The organism is Alteromonas sp. MMG017, from assembly GCF_018100795.1.
Classification (GTDB): Bacteria; Pseudomonadota; Gammaproteobacteria; order Enterobacterales; family Alteromonadaceae; genus Alteromonas.
On sequence record NZ_JAGJDY010000008.1, the window covers coordinates 37,684 to 57,913 of the forward strand.

The 20,230-nt window shown below is 41.3% G+C and carries 18 protein-coding genes; 17 read left to right on the top strand and 1 reads right to left on the bottom strand.

The window, feature by feature from the left end; all coding sequences use genetic code 11:
- Position 1: 1 nt before the first annotated feature.
- On the top strand, positions 2–1,225 hold the full coding sequence (gene flgL / locus J8L84_RS13310) for a flagellar hook-associated protein FlgL (protein ID WP_211071124.1): 1,224 nt from the start codon (positions 2–4) through the stop codon (positions 1,223–1,225).
- On the opposite strand, the gene J8L84_RS13315 is transcribed toward flgL, so the two are convergent.
- Complete coding sequence (locus J8L84_RS13315; protein ID WP_211071125.1) at positions 1,202–2,188, bottom strand: hypothetical protein; 987 nt, start codon at positions 2,186–2,188, stop codon at positions 1,202–1,204. The genes flgL and J8L84_RS13315 overlap by 24 nt on opposite strands.
- Positions 2,189–2,415: 227 nt before the next feature.
- Here J8L84_RS13315 and J8L84_RS13320 point away from each other — a divergent pair, with 227 nt between their 5' ends.
- The 16 genes from J8L84_RS13320 (at position 2,416) to J8L84_RS13395 (ending at position 20,229) form a co-directional block, all read left to right on the top strand.
- Entirely contained in the window at positions 2,416–3,267 is an 852-nt protein-coding gene (locus J8L84_RS13320) for a flagellin (protein WP_057793363.1), read from the top strand.
- Between the two features lie 660 nt (positions 3,268–3,927).
- On the top strand, positions 3,928–4,779 hold the full coding sequence (locus J8L84_RS13325; RefSeq protein WP_057793361.1) for a flagellin: 852 nt from the start codon (positions 3,928–3,930) through the stop codon (positions 4,777–4,779).
- A 722-nt stretch (positions 4,780–5,501) separates the two neighbouring features.
- Entirely contained in the window at positions 5,502–6,341 is an 840-nt protein-coding gene (locus J8L84_RS13330) for a flagellin (protein WP_211071126.1), read from the top strand.
- A gap of 89 nt (positions 6,342–6,430) precedes the next feature.
- A complete protein-coding gene (locus tag J8L84_RS20680) occupies positions 6,431–6,919 on the top strand; it encodes a flagellar protein FlaG (RefSeq protein ID WP_211071127.1) in 489 nt (162 codons plus the stop codon).
- Positions 6,920–6,943: 24 nt separating this feature from the next.
- On the top strand, positions 6,944–8,377 hold the full coding sequence (fliD, locus tag J8L84_RS13340) for a flagellar filament capping protein FliD (RefSeq protein ID WP_211071128.1): 1,434 nt from the start codon (positions 6,944–6,946) through the stop codon (positions 8,375–8,377).
- 18 nt (positions 8,378–8,395) lie between these two features.
- Complete coding sequence (gene fliS / locus J8L84_RS13345; protein ID WP_013785132.1) at positions 8,396–8,824, top strand: flagellar export chaperone FliS; 429 nt, start codon at positions 8,396–8,398, stop codon at positions 8,822–8,824.
- On the top strand, positions 8,821–9,135 hold the full coding sequence (locus J8L84_RS13350; protein ID WP_211071129.1) for a hypothetical protein: 315 nt from the start codon (positions 8,821–8,823) through the stop codon (positions 9,133–9,135). The genes fliS and J8L84_RS13350 overlap by 4 nt, the downstream gene beginning before the upstream one ends.
- Positions 9,136–9,137: 2 nt before the next feature.
- Positions 9,138–12,521, top strand: a complete 3,384-nt coding sequence (locus tag J8L84_RS13355) for a 6-hydroxymethylpterin diphosphokinase MptE-like protein (protein ID WP_211071130.1) — start codon at positions 9,138–9,140, stop codon at positions 12,519–12,521.
- An 11-nt stretch (positions 12,522–12,532) separates the two neighbouring features.
- The gene (locus tag J8L84_RS13360; RefSeq protein ID WP_211071131.1) at positions 12,533–13,531 is read left to right on the top strand and encodes a Stealth CR1 domain-containing protein; all 999 of its coding nucleotides are present in this window, start codon (positions 12,533–12,535) and stop codon (positions 13,529–13,531) included.
- A 138-nt stretch (positions 13,532–13,669) separates the two neighbouring features.
- The gene (locus tag J8L84_RS13365) at positions 13,670–14,749 is read left to right on the top strand and encodes a hypothetical protein (RefSeq protein ID WP_211071132.1); all 1,080 of its coding nucleotides are present in this window, start codon (positions 13,670–13,672) and stop codon (positions 14,747–14,749) included.
- 15 nt (positions 14,750–14,764) lie between these two features.
- On the top strand, positions 14,765–15,892 hold the full coding sequence (gene gmd, locus J8L84_RS13370) for a GDP-mannose 4,6-dehydratase (protein WP_211071133.1): 1,128 nt from the start codon (positions 14,765–14,767) through the stop codon (positions 15,890–15,892).
- Positions 15,885–17,021, top strand: coding sequence for a DegT/DnrJ/EryC1/StrS family aminotransferase (locus tag J8L84_RS13375; protein WP_211071134.1), 1,137 nt, complete (start codon positions 15,885–15,887; stop codon positions 17,019–17,021). Before gmd ends, J8L84_RS13375 begins: the two co-directional genes overlap by 8 nt.
- Positions 17,021–18,076, top strand: coding sequence for an N-acetylneuraminate synthase family protein (locus tag J8L84_RS13380; protein ID WP_211071135.1), 1,056 nt, complete (start codon positions 17,021–17,023; stop codon positions 18,074–18,076). The genes J8L84_RS13375 and J8L84_RS13380 overlap by 1 nt, the downstream gene beginning before the upstream one ends.
- Entirely contained in the window at positions 18,069–18,674 is a 606-nt protein-coding gene (locus tag J8L84_RS13385) for a NeuD/PglB/VioB family sugar acetyltransferase (RefSeq protein WP_211071136.1), read from the top strand. The genes J8L84_RS13380 and J8L84_RS13385 overlap by 8 nt, the downstream gene beginning before the upstream one ends.
- Positions 18,671–19,534, top strand: coding sequence for a sugar phosphate isomerase/epimerase (locus tag J8L84_RS13390; RefSeq protein WP_211071137.1), 864 nt, complete (start codon positions 18,671–18,673; stop codon positions 19,532–19,534). The genes J8L84_RS13385 and J8L84_RS13390 overlap by 4 nt, the downstream gene beginning before the upstream one ends.
- Positions 19,534–20,229: an acylneuraminate cytidylyltransferase family protein gene (locus J8L84_RS13395; protein ID WP_211071138.1), complete on the top strand. Its 696-nt coding sequence runs from the start codon at positions 19,534–19,536 to the stop codon at positions 20,227–20,229. Before J8L84_RS13390 ends, J8L84_RS13395 begins: the two co-directional genes overlap by 1 nt.
- The last annotated feature ends 1 nt before the right edge of the window (position 20,230 follow it).

Consider the following 20,230-nt stretch of genomic DNA (forward strand, 5'->3'; position numbering starts at 1 on the left):
TATGCGTATATCAACGAGTCAAATTTACGACCAAAGCATTCGCTCCATTATGGAAAACCAAGAAGGGTTGGCTAAAACACAAGAGCAGTTAGCAACGGGAAAACGGATCCTTACGCCGGCAGACGACCCAGTGGGCGCTGCAAAAGTATTGCGCTTGACCGAAGAGCTTGATGGGCTGACGCAGTTTCAACGAAATAATGATTTGGTAACAGGTTCTCTAGAACAGCAAGAAGCAGTGCTAACAAATATTACCAATTCGATTAATCGTGCTAGAACACTAGTGGTTCAAGCAGGCTCGGGTATTCTTGACGATCCTGATAAACGCGCCATTGGGGCTGAGTTAGAACAAATTAAGTTGGAAATTTTCGACTTAATGAATACCCAAGACGCCGATGGAAATTATATGTATGCAGGTTATCAATCTGCAAACCAAGCCTTTACTTATAACCCCGCTTCATCAGGAAATGCCATCACGTTTTCAGGTGATGCAGGCGTAAGTTTTATTCAGCTATCGTCTAGCTCAAAAATACAATCTACCAGCAACGGTTATGAAGTTTTTGAGAACGTACTATCACGTTTTGATTTCTCTGTAACCGGCAGTACAGTCGCGGATTTACAAAACACAGTGGTAAAAGAACAAGGTACGTTTGATACCTTTTTCAACAAGAATTATGACCCTGTAACCAGTGCGAACAATGACTATCAAGTGGAATTTTTGGCATCGGGAGAAGCACAGCTAACCAATACTGGTACCGGTGCTGTTGTGGGAACGGTTGATTATACATCCGGTAGCCCATTTACTATCAAAGGCATGCAGTTTGAAGCGAGTGCAGCCGTTGGCGATACCATTAATTTTTCTTTGGATGCGCCTGAGAAAAAGAGTATGGCCCAATCGCTTCATGAAATTCAAACCATACTTATGGACAGCACCATTGATGATAGTGCGCTGCAAGAGGCTATTGCCGATTCGTTAGTCGGGTTAGATAATGGGCTAGAAAAAATATCTCTCGAACGCGCCTCTATAGGTAGTCGCTTAAATATCGCTGAATCCACTTACGAAAGTAATCTTGATATGGAAATTGCGGCAAAGGCATCTCGCTCATCAATCCAAGATGTTGATTATGCAGAAGCCTCTACGGAATTTGCCAAACAAGAAACTGCACTCAGTGCGGCGCTAGCGACATTCCCGCAAGTATCTAATTTATCCTTGTTCAACTTCATCTAGTAAGGTATTCATCCCCGATAGTGTGGCAAGGTATACTCGGGTTTTATTATCGATATGATCTGAGTAGTAAGAGATATATAAAGTGTCGTCTTGCCATACCAAGCCAGGGTAACTATTGTCTCCTTTACTCGGTAAGGTAATTAAAAGTTTCAGCGAATAATCAGTTAATGAAAGTAACCAAATTGCCGTTGTCAGATTTTTACCATCCCAATTTCTACCTGCTACCACATAGCTATTTTCTGTTAGTGATAGCACAACCGGTCCGCCAATATAATGTTTCAAATCATGCCATTTCCAATTCGTGTAAGGCGGTGATGAAAAGCCTAATTTGGCGCTGAAGCTATCGGCATCTCGGCGTACAATCGCCGTCGCTCTATCAGCATCATCAAACAATATATGGCTTTCATTCGGATAGCCAAATTTGTGTTTTTCAAAAGACATAGCGCCTTTCTTTTGAAGGTAAAGTTGTTTGAGTGGGTTGCCCTCAAATAAATCAATCCTTTGATTTTTACGATTATAGGCAAACCCATAAGCCTTTCCCTTGTTCCATGTTAAGCGCCAAAGCCACCAACCTGAATGTCCGAAAAAGTGGGGTGTTGACCAAGACTCACCGGTAGTAGAAAAGTAACTCACCATTTTAGTGGTTATCGCACCGGTATTTACGTCTTTGTGCTTAGCGTAGGCTGTGATGATTAACTTTCGTCCATCAAAACAAAATTTTGGATCGCGCAAATCCCAAGAGGGGAGTGCGAGTCGTTGGTAAGTTTTTGCCCCAGAATCAATATTCACTTTACAGACAATCACAACACCATCTGGGCTTATGTGATTTACACCCCGTCGATAGCAGCTCAGTAGTGACTTACGACTATTGTCGAAGGGATTTTCGATTAAATCAGTAAACGCGCAGTGCTCACCTTCAGATGAAACTCGCTCAACCGCACTAATCTTCAAATTTATATTCACGCTAATACTCTTTTAAAAACCGACTGTTATGTAATCGTAAACGGCAATTTTATACCGTACTACGGCAATTTTTGTAAATAATTCTAAAGGGAACTGCGGTTATGTCGATACAAACACTGAGAGAGCCAGTTCATCATTACCCCTCAGGTATTGGTGACTATTAAAATTGTAATAGCCGGATCCCCGGCAGCCAGCTCACGCTGGACTGAGAGTGTAGGAGAGACTTTATGTCTATGTTCGTCAATACCAATGTTTCCTCATTGAATGCTCAGCGTCAATTATTTGATGTAAGCAATTCTTTGGGTACGTCTTTTGAGCGTCTGTCTTCGGGTTTCCGTATAAACAGTGCTGCAGATGACGCCGCAGGTCTACAAATCACCGACCGAATGACTTCACAAGTTCAAGGTCTTAACCAAGCGGTACGTAACGCTAACGATGCGATCTCACTATCGCAAACGGCTGAAGGTGCGTTGTCTGAAACGACTACTTCTCTTCAACGTATTCGTACACTAGCAATTCAATCACAAAACGGTATCAACAGCTCTGCTGACCGTGTAGCACTTCAAAAAGAAGTATCTGCACTAAGAACTGAAATATCACGTATTTCAACCACAACTCAGTTTGCTGGTGTAAATATATTGTCAGGTGACTTCTCTGCCAAGTTCTTGGTAGGTGCAAATGCTGGCCAAACGATTTCTGTAAACCTTTCTACTACCCCGTTGGCAAACGCTGGTGTTCAGGGTTTCAGTGCGACAGGTTTAGGGATTACTGGCGGCACAAATAACGTACTTACCAGTGAAAATGCATCAAGTATGCTAGCTAGCGTAGATACGGCTATTTCAGCGGTAGGTGGTCTTCGTGCCGACTTAGGTGCGCTTCAAAACCGTTTCCAGTCAACGATTCGTAACCTTAGTAATATTTCTGAAAACGTTTCAGCAGCACGTTCACAAATCAAAGATACCGATTTTGCTACTGAAACAGCTAACTTGACCCGTAACCAGATTCTACAGCAGGCGAGCACTACCGTGTTGTCTCAGGCGAATCAGCGTCCGCAGGCAGCACTTCAGCTTCTAGGTTAATAAGCTAGTCGTTAACAGTGAGAGAATGGGGCCAGGAGGTAGTGAACCTTTAACCTCAGTTGTTCTACAGTGAATTATATTTAAAAAGGCCGATTTTTTAATCGGCCTTTTTTTATTTCTGCGAATTAAAATATTGAAATAAAAGGTTTTTTCAAAAAGATCAAAAAAACCTAAAGTAAACGGCAGTTCGGTACGATAACTATAACAAAGGGAAGGTAAACATTACTTCCTCTCTTTAAAGCCTAAAACGAATAATAAAAGCAATAAGTTTAAGAGGTTTTGACGAGTGTTAGTTGACTACTAGGTTTTAGATATTGTCAGGAGATCAATAGCTTAAAATCAGAAAAATCATTTTCATAAAGTTCTAAAGGAAATGGTGAGGTAAGTCGATAAAGAGTTAAGTTTGCTGATTGAGCTGCTGACTGGCGAGAATGAAGCCAGGAGGTAGTGAGAGGTTTGAGGTCTGGAACAACAAACCCGACAGTCAGCAAAAGAGAAGTTTCCTTCTCTGTGTAACAAGCTTCACCGGGAGTGACCCGTTAAAGCGTCAGAATAAAATCCTGACAATTATGTGAAGCACAAGCTATGCCAAAATATTTAATTAACTCGCGCAAATAATAAAATCAATAGCGCAAAACTTAAACTGTTAGGAGACCTCTCATGAGTCTATTCGTAAATACTAATGTGTCATCGCTTAATGCGCAGCGCCAGTTGTTCTCAACAGGCAATAACTTAGATACTGCTTTTGAACGTTTATCATCTGGCTTTAGAATTAACAGTGCCGCTGATGATGCTGCAGGTCTACAAATTACCGACCGTATGACCTCACAAGTTCAAGGTCTAAATCAAGCGGTACGTAATGCAAATGATGCGATTTCGTTGTCGCAAACTGCTGAAGGTGCAATGCAAGAAACCACGACAGCCTTGCAGCGAATTCGTACTCTTGCTATCCAATCGCAAAATGGTATTAACTCTTCTGCGGATAGACTAGCGCTTCAAAAAGAAGTGTCGGCACTTCGTACTGAAATTTCACGTATTGCTACCACTACCCAGTTCGCTGGCGTAGATGTACTAACTGGCGCGTTTTCAGCTCGCTTCTTAGTAGGCGCCAACGCTGGGCAAACGATTTCTGTTAACTTGTCTACACAAGCATTGGGCCGCGCAGGCATTGATGGCTTTAGTGCGACAGGTTTAGGAATTACAGGTGGGAATAATGATGTATTAACAGAAACGAATGCATCAGCATTGCTTGGTTCAGTAGATAATGCGATATCTGCAATAGGTGGCCTGCGTGCCGACTTGGGTGCGCTTCAAAACCGCTTCCAATCTACCATCAGAAACTTAAGTAATATTTCTGAGAATGTATCTGCGGCAAGATCACGAATTAAAGATACAGATTTTGCCACCGAAACGGCAGAGTTGAGCCGTAACCAGATTCTTCAACAAGCAAGTACAACTATTCTTGCCCAGGCGAACCAACGTCCACAAGCGGCATTGTCACTACTAGGGTAAGAAGTAAATAAGGCGTTTTAATTGGGAAGGAGTTGAGAGGCCATCCCCTAATGAAGGAATGGCGGCCATTTAAGGCCGCCCCCTTTGAGAAAGCGCCGACTAACAGGACTGAGAGTGTAGAAGTGTTGGTTGAGAGGCCAGTTTATCCTACTAAAACCCTGCCAGCCGACTGAAACAGTATTTGCTCAATCTCCTAACGTGAGCAGATTGGCCGAGATTTAATGTCTCGGCCTTTTTTTTATTCTAAGCCGAAACACCCTGCCAAACTGAAATCATTAACTTGAGCAAAATTAATGATTCACAAATACAAATGCACCTTCCATGCCAAGTGTATTCACTTATGTTTCCAATCTACGAATCATTGTTAAACCTAATGATGCCGCAATACCGTTAAAAGTAAATGTTGCCAGCCAGAATGTGAATCGATTTATCGTAAATAGACTAGCATGTGTGTCGCTTTAGTGGCCGGAAAGATAAAAAGTCACAAAAATAGACGGATATTAAATCTTTAAAAATCAGTGGCTTAATTATTGTTTTGATTTATTTTAAAAAAAAGACAAAAAAAAACTAAAGAAGCTAAAGACTTGGCCGATACCTATTGTTGAGGGGTAATGTAATTTACTTTGCAAGAGGAAGTTAGTCGGGAGTAGTGACCCAGCTAATTTGAACTGGAAGGATTTAATGATAGCACAGGCATCATTGAATCCCTAGGAGGTAATCTAATGTCTTTATTTGTAAATACTAATGTGTCATCAATTAACGCTCAACGTCAGCTTTTTGACGTGAGTGATAAATTGAACACGTCATTTGAGAGATTGTCATCTGGGTTTCGTATCAACAGTGCGGCTGATGATGCTGCTGGTCTTCAAATTTCTGACCGTCTAACGTCTCAAGTTGAAGGTTTGAACCAAGCTGTTCGTAATGCGAACGATGCTATCTCATTGTCACAAACTGCTGAAGGTGCGCTTGGCGAAGTAACGTCTAGCTTACAGCGTATTCGCCAATTAGCAGTTCAATCACAAAATGGTATTAACTCTTCAGCTGACCGCTTAGCACTTCAAAAAGAAGTGTCTGCGCTTAGAACTGAAATTTCGCGCATCGCGACCGATACTCAATTCGGAAGCGTGAAAATTTTGGACGGTAATTTCTCTGCTAAATTTTTAGTAGGTGCAAATGCTGGCCAAACTATTTCTGTGAACTTATCTTCAACTAATCTTGGTTCTATCAGCGGCTTTAGTGCAACTGGGTTGGGTATTACTACCAACAGTGTTGCCACGGCAGATGGCGCGTCTGCGCTTCTATCTGATGTAGACGCTGCGATATCAGGTATTGGGGGAGTTCGAGCTGACCTGGGTGCGCTTCAAAACCGTTTCCAATCAACTATTCGTAACTTGAGCAATATCAGTGAGAACCTGTCATCTGCACGTTCTCAGATTCGTGATACCGATTTTGCATCTGAAACTGCAGATCTAACACGTAATCAGATTATTCAGCAGGCATCTATTTCTGTACTAAGTCAAGCAAACCAGCGCCCTCAAACTGCGCTATCTTTGCTTGGATAAGCTATAATTTAATACCTTAGTTGGAATGTAACGGGTGCTTGCTTACTTGCAAGGGCCCGTTTTGTCGTTTCAAAAGGGGGGTGAAATAAGTGGAAATTGTAAATAATCAAACTGGTCAAGCTTTTGCATTAGCTTCTGAATCCGCAACGGTGTCTAAAGTGGCGCCAAACGAGAGCTCAGGGAAAGCGAGCAACGACAGTGAAAATAATAGTGCTGGCCAACAGCAAGCAAACAGTAGTGGAACAAATACGGCGCTAAAAAACGGTGTGTCTAGTGTACAAAATTTGGCTCAAGGTTCTAACCCTTCAGCCGATAAAGTATCAGAAGCAGAGAATCAAGCTTCGCTAGAGAACGCAGTTCAAGAAGTTGAATCATTCTTGCAAACGCAAAATAGGAATTTGGCGTTTTCTATTGATGACGAAACTAAGCGCTCGGTTGTTACGGTAAAAGATTCTGAGTCTGGTGATGTAATAAGACAAATACCCTCTGAAGAAGTATTAGCGCTTGCTGAACGTATTCAAGATTTGCAGCAAGATGTAGGCGACAGTGTAGGGGTATTTATTAATAATCGCGTTTAGCAACCGTGTTTAACGAGGTAAAGTATGACAATTCAATCATTAGGTGTAGGTTCAGGTTTAGCACTTGACGACCTAGTTCAACAGCTTCTTACCGCTGAGCGTCAGCCGAAAGAAGACAGGTTGAATGCGAAAGAAGAACAGATTGAAGCTGAAATCTCAGGCTTAGGTCAGATTAAATCCAAATTTTCTGATTTTAAAGATGCGGTTGATGATTTACGAAGCGATAACGACATCAATGGTCGTGAACCCACTATTACCAACCCTTCTGAAGATGACGATGTACTTTCTGCAGAAGCATCTAATTCAGCCCTTCGTGGTTCTTACGATATTGTGGTTGAGCAATTAGCCCAGGGCAGCCGAATTACTACCGATGATGGCGCGTTTACTGCCAGTTCAGATCCAGTACTCACGTCAGGTACTGGTTCACTTACGTTTGATGTGGGCGGAAGTGACAGTTTTACCATCGATATTACTGCTGGTACTTCATTAACCGCGCTCAGAGAAAAAATTAATAACGCAGATGATAACTTCGGCGTAACTGCCAACATTATCGATACCGGCACAGCTGCCGGCCCGCGTTTAGTGTTTAGCTCTAGCGAAACGGGTACGGGCAATGATTTGGTTATCACTAATGATAATGGTAACGCCGAGTTAGATAGGCTTTCCACCACAGGTGGTGCAGGTAGCATCGACCCTGCGAATATTGAATCTGCACAAAATGCGATTGCTTATATAGATGGTATCGCGGTTGAAAGTGAATCTAATGAGTTTGAAAACACCATTCAAAACGTGTCTTTTGAAGTCAATGAAATTTCGCCTAAAGACGCCGTCGGTGATTTTCTTTCTACCAAATTGGAAATTGGTTACGACAAAGAAGGCCTAGATAAAAAAATTCGTGATTTCGTAGAAAACTATAATAGTTTGATTGACGAAATAGGCCTGCTAACTAAATACGGTGAGTCAGAATTAGAAGATGATGGCGCATTGGCTGGAGATTCGTTATTACGCGGAATTCAATCCGGCTTGGCCAGTATAGTTGGTGACAGTAACAGCGCATCTGCGTTGGGGGGCTTGTTCCAATTAGGTATCGAATTTGATGACGACGGTAAACTAGAAATTGGCACAACAGACTATGGATTGGGCTCAGGTGAAGATCGTCTTGCTGATGCTCTTGAAGATAATTTTGATGAAATAGCTTCACTATTTACTGATGACGATGAAGGTATTGCGGTGAGGCTTTATGATTTTGCTAACCAATATACCTCGTACAGTGGCTTAATTAGTTTGCGCGAAACTGCGGCCAAAGACGATAGAGATGATTTGTACGACGAGCGAGAGACATTGGAATTAAGAATGCTTAGCTATGAAGAAATACTTCGTGATAAGTATCTGAACTTAGACCAAACTGTTGCTCAGCTAAACCAGACTAGTTCGGCACTACTTGCTTCACTAGGCTAAGAAGTTTTCGGAGATTTTATGGCACTTAAAGGCATTAACGCTTACCGCAAAGGTAACCTAAAACAAGATATAGCGTCTGCGGATCCGCATAAGCTTACACTCATGCTACTGCAAGGCGCGTTAGATCGAATCGCCTATGCTAAAGGTGCAATGGAAAGAAAAGATCTTATTACCAAAGCAGACTTTATCTCTAAAACAAGCGCTATCCTCATGCACTTGCGTGACACGTTAGATCTTGAAATTGGCGGTGAAGTAGCGCAGAACATGTTTAATCTCTATGACTATATGATTCAGCGTTTAAATGATGCGCATGTAAATAACGACTTGAAGTTACTTGATGAAGTGTCTAGCCTATTAACACCTATTCGAGACGCGTGGGTACAAATTCCTGAAACTGCAAAGCAAGAGGCCTTTGAAGCTCAGCGTCAAAATCGTCAAGCTATGTGAACCAGGTTATTTTTAATCACGAACTTACTCCTTTATTCTTACAGGTAGTTAATGAAAAATTAGCTGCCTGTTTGGTGCCTTCTGACGCCCCCATTCCTACTGAAAATTTTAGATCTTTGGTTCAACTACGCGACCGTGTAATCAGGCGGGCGCTGAAGCAAATGGACGCTGAAGTAGAAAAAGCTTTCGCTGCTAAAGAGTTAGAGATAAATAATAAATTGGAGAAATTGGCGCGTGGTTTGCTAGATAGTGCTAAAGACGAAGCCGTTCAATATTCTCGTGGGCGGGCAGCATTAAAGAAATATAAATAATCATGCTAAACCAAATCCAGTTTCACATTGATGAAGACGAACAAAAGCAACAGAACATTGAACAAGACGTGGCGAAATCAATCCAACGGCGTCATCATGAAGGTGTTGAGGCTTTTAGGCGTCAAATTCCCTCTTTACTAAAATTTTTCGTCAATCAAGAAACTACGTCTTCTACTATAATGTGCAATAAATTTGGCGAGTTGAATATTGTCGACATTCAGACTGGCCAGGTACTTTATGGGATCTCACCAAAAGAAGAAGTAAGTGGGCATTTGCGTGCATATTTGAATGATAGACTTGATGTGTCTGTCGAAGAGTCAGGTATCACCACTGCTACAGATACATTGGTCGTTCTGGGTTTGGGGCTAGGTTATCACCTTGAAGAACTGATAGCGTGCCAGGCATATAAAAGTATTGTCGTTTACGAACCTAATGTTGATTATTTTATTTGCTCACTTTCATCCATTAATTGGAAAGATATTCTTAGTGATGCGAAGAAAGCGGGAATTGCTTTATTTCTACAAATAGGCAGCGATGGCAGCAGTTTATATAGTGATATCAGTGAGCTACAAGAACATTTAGGTTTAACAAATTTTGCGTTATACAAGCATTTTAATAATCCAACGTTCGATCAAATTGAAAGTGGTCTCAAAACCCTGACCTGGGATGAGTTTAAGCATTGGCGATTTAAACGCACTACACTCAATCCTATTGTTAATTATATTTCCCCTTGGACCCAGATTAAGAATCAGTTTAACTGGGATCAAAGCTTTCTCGATGAAAGCACCAAGCTGCGTAATCTTGATGCACTAAAACAGTATTTCCCCGAATTATATAAAGAGTTTTTAGCATATTCTCCGGCCGTGTGGGAGCCCGTTGCACTCCCCGATGGCAGCATCAATATTTGCTATAAAGCTACTGGCGCTCTTTTCTATGGTAACGCGCCGGAAAATGAAGCCCACCACAGCTTTAAAAACTTTACTAAGCACCCTCACAAAGACAGTTTAGTGCTTGGTTATAAAGGGAAAAAGCTTCGCAATTACACCCACTATCAATTGGTTACAGAATGCGAGAAAGTACTCCAGGGCTTTGAAGAAGAGTCGGGACAGTTACCAGAAAAAGTAAAATCGACTATCTTTTTTGGTTTGGCTGCTGGGTACGATTTCGAGTATTTTGTTGATAACTTTGATATAGAAAAATTATTTATTTGCGAACCTAATAAAGACTTCTTTTACGCGTCTTTATATAGCGTTGATTGGGCTAAAATTTTAGATTATTTCAATGAAAAAGAACGTCGTCTTTACTTAAATATTGGAGACGATGGAAGTAATCTAATTAATGATTTATTGGTTCAGTTTCAGTCTATTGGCCCTTATGTGCTGGCCAACTCATACTTCTATCAATCTTATTATAATCAAGGGTTAGTAACCGCAGTATCTCAACTAAGAGAGCAGTTACAGGTTATTATTGCGATGGGTGACTATCTCGATAATGCAAAATATGGCCTTTCGCACACACATTCAGCGATAAAACACCATATGCCTCTGATGCGTTATAATCCTTCAACTCATTTAGAGTCTATTCACAAAGAAGTACCGGTTTTTATTGTTGGTAATGGCCCTTCGCTTGACGATCTCATACCTTTGATTAAAGAAGAAGTTGATGCGGCAATTATTGTTTCTTGCGGAACGGCGCTTCAAACACTTTATAAACACGGTATTACCCCTCATTTTCACGCAGAAATTGAATCAAATCGGTCTACTTATGACTGGGCGATTCGTGTTAATGCGCCAGATTATTTAAAACAAATTAGTTTAATAAGCTGCAACGGAATTCATCCTGACACCTGTGATTTGTACAAAGATGTGTATTTGGCATTTAAGCAAGGTGAAGCCTCAACAGTGTCTATTGCCGAACTGTACCCCAAGAAGACCTTTGGGGCTCTTGATGCCGCATACCCTACCGTCACTAATTTCGCTATGAACCTGCTGACGGAAATCGGCTTTGAGCAGTTTTATCTGTTTGGGACTGATATGGGGTTTGTGGATGAAAATTATCATCATTCGAAATCTTCAGGGTATTACAGTGAGAAAGGCAACGAACTCTACGATTACACTGCTGAAAACAATACATCTTTAATTCTGCCCGGAAATTTTAGGCCCGTAGTAAAAACTAAATATGAATTTAAAGTATCTAAATCTGTATTAGAAAATGTTTTGTCGGTGAAGAAAGCCGAAGTGTATAACCTAAATGATGGCGCGAAAATAGCGGGAGCGAAACCGCTTCGCAAAGAGGATGCCATTTTAGTTTGTAGCGCTGTTCAAAGAGATGCGGCTGTTGAAGCAATGAAGCAACAGGTTTTTACAGAACTAGATTTTGATGACTTTGAAAAGCGATTTAACAGTCGCTACGACAGTAATATATTAATAGAAGAGCTTACCCAATTTCATCTTCTAGTACCTACAGAATTAGAGAGCAAAGAAGATTTAACAGTGCTAATAGAAGAGCAAAGGAACTTTGTGGTCAAATCTTTGCTGAACAAAAACTCTCTTCTTTTCTTTTACCTAAATGGAACGTTAAATTACATTAATAGCTCACTCACTAAAGTGGCTAATTTAAGTGATGAAACACGGATGATTTCATTAAGTAGCGAACTTCTTTCTATATGGAAACGCTACTTAAAGTATATTCGTGATGGGTTTGCACATGCTCGATTCGAGCTGGATGGTATTACTAGTTTCATGGGTAAACGTAGAGAAATTATATTAAGAAACTACTTATCCTCAAAACCTTTTAATATTGATATCGATAGCAGTGCGCCAATTGGTCGCAGTAGCACATTCATTTCTATTGTGGACGAATATAGAGACCAGAAAAACCCTGCCGCATTGTTAACTACTAATTTTGAACCTTCAAATAAAGAAGCGAATCAAAAGCGATATGTGATAGTAAGAGAGGTCGCAAAAAATATAGAGTCATTGTTTATTAAGGACGGAAATTCAGTTTACATCCCTGGAAGTTATTTAACAGAAGGGTACTCCGTGTCATGTAACGATGAAACTGGATTGAATTTTGCTGTGCTTTCAATAATTAGTGGCATTAATGGTGTGGTTTTTATTCCCAAGTTAATTTATAACGATGACGCAGCGGATACACCTTGGTTTGATAAGCGATTACTCTCACTTGAGGGGATTTATGCCTACAGTGGTTCCGACTTTTTACTACTGAGCCAACGTCGTTTGGATGAGCAGGAATTACTATTAGGTAGTGGTGATAGGGTCTATTATCTTCCACATATTAAGGTTTTAGATATTCTCGGTCGAAAAATAAATGATGAAAAATACCAGAGCATGAAACAAATATTCATTGACCGAAAAACGCGCTAAGCCAAGCACTTATGACTTTATCTACGTTTATCAGTAGCCCAGACCCAATTAATCAAGAAAGTGGTATAGATTTCGTTATACTTTGGGTAGACGGAGATGCGCCTGAACACCGTGCCAAAAGGCAGGCCTTTTTATCTTCTGATATAGGTTGTAAGCCAGATGATGAAGAGCAGTCGATTGATAACCTAAGATTTATACAAACGAGCGAACTGCGCTACTGTCTACGTTCAATAAAGCATCATGCCCCTTGGTATAGGAAAATTTGGCTAGTAACCGATAGTCAAATACCTTCATTTTTAGAGTCCAAAAAGCTTTTTAAAGATCGCATAGAGATAGTCGATCACAAAACTATATTTTCTGGAAATGAAGAGTACCTACCTACATTTAACACCCGCAGCATAGTATCTCTAATCGATAAAATTCCAAGGTTGAGCCAGAAATTTATATATGGCAACGATGATTTTATGCTTGGGGGCAATGTTGCGCCTGACTTTTTCTTCAAGCAAGGCTTGCCTGTAATTTATGGTGATTGGGTCTCACACACCACCGAAGTACAGCCAACACTATTTCAGCAAGGCATGATGAATGCCGCTAAAATGCTCGGGTTCCCTTCCCACTCTTTTATAAATATAAGCCATGGGTTTCAACCTATGGATAGACAAATTATCGAAACGCTTAGGGATAAATTTCCAGCTCAGTTCTCAAATAACTTAGCCCACAAGTTCAGGCACCGTAGCCAATTTTTGCTTGAATCCTTACACAATCATTATTGCTACCGACATAAAAATGTTGAGACAAGCGGTACCGAACCCATGGTACATTTTAGCTTTCAGTTATGCCGAGAAGGTGAGGCTGAAAAAATTAAGTTTCTTTTTGACTTGTTTCGTCAAAACGAACGGAAAATGTTTTGTATCAACGAATATCAATCACTTTACCCCCGTTTACCCTTTGTAAAAAGTGACTTAGAAGCGCTCTGTGGCCCGCCACTCGTGTCTGAATTAGCCCTTTAAAAAATAAAGCTTTACTGTTTACGTTTACTGCCGATAAATAAGGAGCTTACGACCCGTGGTTTATAGGTGATAAACTCATGGTCATATCAATATAAGTTTCTAAAAGTGCAGACGTTTTTGTCGTTGGGTAAACAGTAAATGACAAGTGACAACCATCAATTGAAGATTTTAATGCTCATCTCATCACCATTTCAATATTGGTGTGCGTTGGAGTATTTGCATCAAATGGGACGGCGGGTCAGCATTACCATAGTGAATGCAGCTACGTTCTGTGAAAACTCTATGCTTCAAATTGAAGCAATGCATAAGTTTGCGAAACCTGAATCTGTAAAGCTACTCTCTATCCCTAAAGAAGGGAGTTTAGCTTCGCGAATTGGCGCCTATTCAGATCTTATCACTGTATTTGCAAATGATGCTTTTTCGACGGTATTAATTGGCGACCTACGACAGCTATGGATGCAAGATATTGCTTGTAATATCAATGCAGATAACGTGGTGTTAGTAGATGATGGCGCTGCTACGAATGTTTTTGAAAAGTTTATAATTCGACCTAGTGATTATATGCTTCCTGTTTCTATGCATTCAGATAACCCCGAGCGAAAATCGCTGGCATGGGAGCTAAAATCTTCATTGGGGATATCTCACAATCCTACGAAGTTTCGCCTTTTTTCTATATTTGAATTTAATGATAGTAAGCATTCTATTCGAAATACACTGTCGTTGCTTCGACAGCAGTTTGCACTACACGACCATTATGAAAACGTAGAGCGGCATTTCATTGGCTCGCCGGTATGTGAAAAGGGCCTGCTTGATTCGAAGCGCTATTACGACATCTTGACTCATGCTGCTAAGTCCCATGATGCAAAAACATCATTAATTTACTTTGCTCACAGAGCGGAAGATATAAAATCTAAGGCGCAGATTTTATCTGATTTGGGATACTCAATAGAATTCCACGATCAGCCTTATGAATTAGCGTGTGCATCGCAAGGCCGTATGCCTGAAAAGGTAGTAGGTTTACACTCAACAAGTTTATTTAACATGAAAATACTATCAGGTAATGCGTGTGAGGCAATTTGTTATATGTTAAACGAAAATGAATTGGCCGCTATGGGCACACGTCATTACGGCAGTGACAGGTTTACACTTCGAGATCATATCGAGTCTATATATGATAGGTTTGAAGAGTTTGGAATAACGACCCTTAACTTACAATAATTTTAAGGTCAGGTAATGGCAAAGAAAATAGCATTAATCACAGGGGTTACAGGGCAAGACGGCGCATATTTATCGCGCTTTTTGCTGAGTAAGGGCTACGAAGTTCACGGGTTAAGGCGACGGGCTTCATTGCCAAACTTAGATCGCGTACACGATCTTGTTCAGCCACCTCAAGGGACTAAAAATAACTTCTATCTACACTATGGCGATATGTCTGATCCGCTGTCATTGGTAAGGTTACTGGCCGATATTGAACCTACAGAAGTCTATAACTTAGCCGCGCAAAGTCACGTACATGTCTCATTTAACGCTCCAGAAAATACAGCTGACGTAAACGCTATTGGAACCTTACGCCTGCTAGATGCAATTAGAACCTTAAAACAGGCTGATAAGGTAAAGTTCTATCAAGCTTCAACGTCTGAGTTGTATGGCAAGATTCAAGAACCTCGCCAAAGTGAAACTACGCCGTTTTATCCTCGCTCACCTTATGCCACTGCAAAATTATATGCTTACTGGTCTGTCGTTAATTACCGAGAGTCTTACGGGATGTTTGCCTGTAACGGCATTTTATTCAATCACGAGTCGAAGTTACGGGGTAAAACTTTTGTTACCCGTAAAATTACCTCAGCTATCGCGCGTATGATTTATGGTCTTCAAGATTGCCTATACTTAGGTAATCTAGATGCACAGAGGGACTGGGGGCATGCAAAGGATTATGTAGAAGCACAATGGCTGATGCTTCAGCAAGATAAACCTGAAGATTATGTCATCGCGTCAGGAAGTAAAACATCGGTAAGGCAGTTTGTTGAATTGAGTTTTGCTGAACTAGGTATCACGCTTGCTTGGCAAGGTGGTGGCGTGGATGAAATTGCGCGAATAGATACAATTGATAAAGAAAAAACGGAAACACTTTTAGGTAGCTTTATCAGTAGCCTCAATGTCGGTGACGTAGTAGTAAAAATAGATCCTTTTTATTTTCGTCCAAATGAAGTGGACGTATTGTGGGGGGATGCAAGTAAAGCGGAGCGCGAATTAGGTTGGAAACCCAAAGTCACATTGGATGAAATGGTAAATGAAATGATGACTCACGACTTATCCCTTTCAAGAGATGAAGCGATTTTAAATAAGTATAGCAATGAATAGCAAAACTGATTTTATACCAGTATCAAAGCCTTATCTCACGCAAGAAGCAAAAACCTTTGTTGTGGATTGTTTAGATTCGGGTTGGATTTCATCGAAGGGTGCTTACGTCGAGAGGTTCGAAAACGAATTTGCAGAGAAATGCGGGGCTAAGTATGCCATCAGCGTTAGCAGCGGAACGGCAGCACTTCACCTCGCGTTGCTCTGTTTGGGGATAGGGCCGGGGGATGAAGTTATTGTGCCTGACCTAACGTTTGCCGCTACCGCAAATGCAGTTATTTTATGTGGCGCAACACCTGTGCTTTGCTGTGTAAATAAAGATGAGTGGACGCTGGATGTTAACGACGCTGAGGCGGTGTTATCAGACAAAACTAAAGCTATTATTCCCGTACATCTATACGGGAACCCCGCACGAATGCATGAGATTAATAATTTCGCTAAACGCAACGGCTTAACCGTTATTGAAGATTGTGCTGAGTCGCTTGGTGCTACACTAGATGGCCGTTATCTAGGTACTTTTGGTGATATGGGCTGCTATAGCTTTTTTGCGAATAAACTCCTTTCCACCGGCGAGGGGGGCATGGTGACGACAGATAGTGATGCACTCGCGCTTAGAATAAGAACGCTACGAGATCACGGCATGAGCACCGAGAAACGATATTGGCATGATATTGCGGGATTAAACTATAGAATGACCAACATTCAAGCTGCTATTGGCGTTTCTCAGCTCAATGTGTTCGATGAATTTGCAAAAGCGCGTAGTGAACAAGAAACTCTCTACAATAAATGCCTAAAGGATGTTCCTGGGGTCATTTTTAAAAGCGTTATTAAGGGGGCTACACCTGTTAATTGGCTTATGTCCTTAAGAATAGATGAAGCATTAAGTGGGATTAGTGCAGCCGAATTACAAGATGTTTTAGCGGAACACCAAATAGAGTCGCGATTGTTTTTTTACCCACTACATCAACAACCGCCTTATTCAAATGAAAGAACTGCGCTGAAATCTACCGATGAATTATCTTCATCTGGTTTGTCATTGCCCACTTTTGTAGGTTTGAGTTGTGAAGATATTCAAAGAGTGTGTGAAATCATCAGTGCCGCAATTACCAACCGCCAACGGAGCCTTTCATAATGACAACTTATCGCTTTTCAAAAAATGTCACCATAGGAAAACATACTATAGGGGCAGGGGAGCCTACCTATGTCATTGCAGAAGCTGGGGTGAATCACAATGGTGATATCGCGTTGGCTAAGAAACTAATAGACACAGCGGTTGCTGCGGGCGCCGATGCGGTTAAATTTCAGCTCTTTGATACTGATGCCCTTATTAAAGCTGATGTAAAAAAAGCCGCATATCAAGTTGGTAATAAAACTGACAGTCAATCACAGTACGAAATGTTGAAGGCGCTGGAGATCAGTGCGCATGATTGCAAGGTGTTAGCAGAGTATGCCGCAGCGAAAAGCATTGATTTTCTAGTTACGCCATTTGATGAACCTAGTCTTTCTTTTCTCGCGACGTTGGGATTATCAGCATTAAAGATATCGTCCACTGACTTAACCAATACTCCTTTTCTTCTGAATGCCGCTAAGATAGGTATTCCGATTATATTATCTACTGGCATGAGTGAGCAGTCAGAAGTCGATCATGCTATTTCAGCAATTCATGAAGCCTGTAAAGATGTGGTGTTATTACAATGTACCTCCAGTTACCCTGCGCCAGAGGCTGACTTGAACTTAAGCGTTATTCGTAAATACGCTGAAGATTATGGTGTTATCGCTGGTTATTCCGATCACACGGTAGGCATAGGCGCTTCGCCCTATGCAATTGCTGCTGGAGCTTTAGTTATCGAGAAACACTTTACGCTAGATAAGACATTGCCTGGTCCTGACCACCAAGCATCGCTTTCACCCGATGAATTGATTAGCTTTATGCGTGAAATAAGGCGAGTAGATACCATGATGGGGCGCAATATAAAACGTGTGGAGTTGTGTGAGCGTGAAAATAGGCTTTCACTTCAAAAGTGTTTGGTGGCGAGTTGTCATATTGAGCCAGGTGCTGCCTTTAGTGAAAGTAATATTTGCGCGAAACGAACTGGCGGCGTAGGGATCCCTGCTAATTATGCCCAAAGTGTATATGGAAAATCAGCGACAAAGGGATTTAACATAGGTGATATAGTAAATGTCTGACGCCGTCACCTTACTTGGTGCCGGAGGGCATGCTCGTTCAGTGTTATCGCTACTTCGTTCTATTGATGTATCAGTGGCCTGTATAGTGGATAGCTCAGCCTTAGCGGATGAAAACGTGATGGGCATACCGGTTGTATCGGATTTGGCAAAATCTGTAGAGTCTCTTGTCCTATCTGTAGGCGATAACAAAACACGAGAAGCCATGTTTCACCAGTACCACACTCGATTGTGGAATAAGCCAATAGTACATCAGCGCGCAAGCATAGACGAAAATGCGACAGCGCAACGAGGTTCTCAAATATTCTCAGGGGCTTATGTTGGCCCTTTATGTATCGTAGGTGAAAACACGATTGTTAATACCCATGCTATTGTTGAGCATGAATCCCGAATAGGATGCCATAGCCATGTTGCTGTTGGTGCTATGGTATTAGGGCGTTGTTCGCTTGGAGATAGATGCTTTGTAGGCGCTGGCGCGGTTATCCGAGAAGGTGTGCGCTTAACAGATGGTGTTATTATTGGTGCTAATGCGTTTGTAAATTGTGATATTGATCAGCCAGGACTTTACGTCGGTAGTCCAGCTAAAAAGGTAAAACCATGAACTCGGCTATTTTTGTTTCCAGCAGTTGTGTTAATAATAGCCGTATTGCGCAAAGCGTTAAAATGTTGGCTGAGCAAGGTTTTACAAACATCGAACTCTCCGGGGGAACCAATTTATATCCTGAATGGAAAGCAGAGTTAATTGCATTAAAATCTGAGCTAGGCTTAACGTATCGATGCCACAACTACTTCCCCCCTCCCAAAGAGCATTTTGTTCTAAATTTATCATCCCATGATAAAGCGGAACGACGCCGTTCAATCGAGCATGTACTCAATGTCATTGAATTATCGGGTGAATTGGAGGCGCCAGTATATGGTATTCATGCAGGGTTTCGTTTGCAGCCCGACACAAACAAGTTAGGTAAAGCATTTACAAATGTTGCACTACAGCCTGAGAATGAGGCCATTGAATTGTTTTCTGCTGCATGGGAAAAAGTCAACGGTAGAGCTATTGAGCACGGTGTAAGACTCTACGTGGAAAATAATGTTTTATCGGCTGCAAATCACAAGACCTTCACGCAAGGTAATCCGTTTCTAGCGACAGATAGCGTATCAATAAACAAATTGCAAAAGGCCACAGGCGCACCATTGTTGCTTGATATAGCGCACCTCAAGGTAAGCTGTAATAGCCTGGGTCTAAGTTTTGAAAATGAACTTAAAACCTTGGTTGCCCAATCTGACTACCTACACTTTAGTGATAATAATGGCATGGCCGATACCAATCATGGGCTACACAAGGATACTGAAGTATTTAAGTTGCTAGAAAGTGTCGTTCTAAAAAATAAAACAATTACGCTTGAAGTTTACGATGGTACTTTGCAAGAAAGCTACGAAAGTACAGCGGCGTTGTTGAATTCGTGATGTCTAATCAATCGCGCGTTTTAGCTGTTATTCCTGCCCGCTCTGGCTCAAAAGGGCTCAAAGACAAAAATATACTGCCATTTAACGGCAAGCCTTTATTAGCATGGAGTATAGAGGCCGCTAAGCAATCAAAATATGTGCTGGATGTTGTCGTATCTACAGATTGTAATAAGTATGCAGAAGTGGCAAAAAAGTGGGGCGCACGTGTGCCTTTTATTCGGCCCAATACACTCTCTGATGACACAGCAGGGATGATGTCAGTACTCAAACACGCAGTAGATGAGATGGCAAAAGTTAATCTATTTTATGATGTGGTTGTTTGCCTTCAACCCACTTCCCCGCTCAGAACCTATGAGCACATCAATGCTGCTCTTGAGTACTTTGAAAGTATTCCTAGCGAAGAAAAGTCGCTAGCGTCTGTCTATCAGGTTGAGAATAAGTACCGATGGCTGCTACAAGATAATGCCGAAGGGCAACTTCGGTTCCTTGACGATAGCTTAAATCAAGGCGGATTATTTAATCGACAGAGCAATGGCCGTGTGTACATGCCCAATGGCGCTATCTTCATTTACCAGGTTGATAGTTTAGTAGCACAATACCAGCCCACCACCTATTCATTTGTTATGGACGAAGTTGATTCAATTGATATTGATACGTTGGATGAATTTAATTTAGCACTTAAGCGTCAGCAGTAAC

Excerpts from the sequence above, each read along its gene's own strand:
- flgL (WP_211071124.1), top strand. The coding sequence starts at position 2 with ATGCGTATATCAACGAGTCAAATTTACGACCAAAGCATTCGCTCCATT.
- J8L84_RS13320 (WP_057793363.1), top strand. The coding sequence starts at position 2,416 with ATGTCTATGTTCGTCAATACCAATGTTTCCTCATTGAATGCTCAGCGT.
- J8L84_RS13325 (WP_057793361.1), top strand. The coding sequence starts at position 3,928 with ATGAGTCTATTCGTAAATACTAATGTGTCATCGCTTAATGCGCAGCGC.
- J8L84_RS13330 (WP_211071126.1), top strand. The coding sequence starts at position 5,502 with ATGTCTTTATTTGTAAATACTAATGTGTCATCAATTAACGCTCAACGT.
- fliD (WP_211071128.1), top strand. The coding sequence starts at position 6,944 with ATGACAATTCAATCATTAGGTGTAGGTTCAGGTTTAGCACTTGACGAC.
- fliS (WP_013785132.1), top strand. The coding sequence starts at position 8,396 with ATGGCACTTAAAGGCATTAACGCTTACCGCAAAGGTAACCTAAAACAA.
- J8L84_RS13355 (WP_211071130.1), top strand. The coding sequence starts at position 9,138 with ATGCTAAACCAAATCCAGTTTCACATTGATGAAGACGAACAAAAGCAA.
- J8L84_RS13360 (WP_211071131.1), top strand. The coding sequence starts at position 12,533 with ATGACTTTATCTACGTTTATCAGTAGCCCAGACCCAATTAATCAAGAA.
- J8L84_RS13365 (WP_211071132.1), top strand. The coding sequence starts at position 13,670 with ATGACAAGTGACAACCATCAATTGAAGATTTTAATGCTCATCTCATCA.
- gmd (WP_211071133.1), top strand. The coding sequence starts at position 14,765 with ATGGCAAAGAAAATAGCATTAATCACAGGGGTTACAGGGCAAGACGGC.
- J8L84_RS13375 (WP_211071134.1), top strand. The coding sequence starts at position 15,885 with ATGAATAGCAAAACTGATTTTATACCAGTATCAAAGCCTTATCTCACG.
- J8L84_RS13380 (WP_211071135.1), top strand. The coding sequence starts at position 17,021 with ATGACAACTTATCGCTTTTCAAAAAATGTCACCATAGGAAAACATACT.
- J8L84_RS13385 (WP_211071136.1), top strand. The coding sequence starts at position 18,069 with ATGTCTGACGCCGTCACCTTACTTGGTGCCGGAGGGCATGCTCGTTCA.
- J8L84_RS13390 (WP_211071137.1), top strand. The coding sequence starts at position 18,671 with ATGAACTCGGCTATTTTTGTTTCCAGCAGTTGTGTTAATAATAGCCGT.
- J8L84_RS13395 (WP_211071138.1), top strand. The coding sequence starts at position 19,534 with ATGTCTAATCAATCGCGCGTTTTAGCTGTTATTCCTGCCCGCTCTGGC.